Below are 210 nucleotides of genomic sequence, written 5' to 3'. Positions count from 1 at the left end.
GTTCCGCCTCCAGCGCCGTCTCGAGCACGTTCTTCGTGAGCTGGCTCAGCAGCCCACCAGGGCCCACCAGACTCACGCCCTGCTCCTTGGCCTGAGCAAGCAGCCGTTCGGCGAGCTCCTTCTGATCGATGATCTCTCCCGTCACGGGATCGATCATCGCCTCTGTCATCTCGGTCGTGAACTCTGACACGGCCGTCTCCTTTCGGATCA

At 62.4% G+C, this 210-nt stretch carries 1 pseudogene; it reads right to left on the bottom strand.

Annotation, left to right across the window (positions count from 1 at the left end):
- Window positions 1-157 (bottom strand): annotated as a pseudogene (locus AC5RWU_RS24870) (IS256 family transposase); the annotation flags it as partial.
- Window positions 158-210 lie beyond the last annotated feature (53 nt).

Source organism: Arthrobacter sp. B0427-1-12, assembly GCF_059092905.1.
Note: the sequence above shows the minus strand (reverse complement) of the source record. Positions and strands in the feature narration are given on the sequence as shown.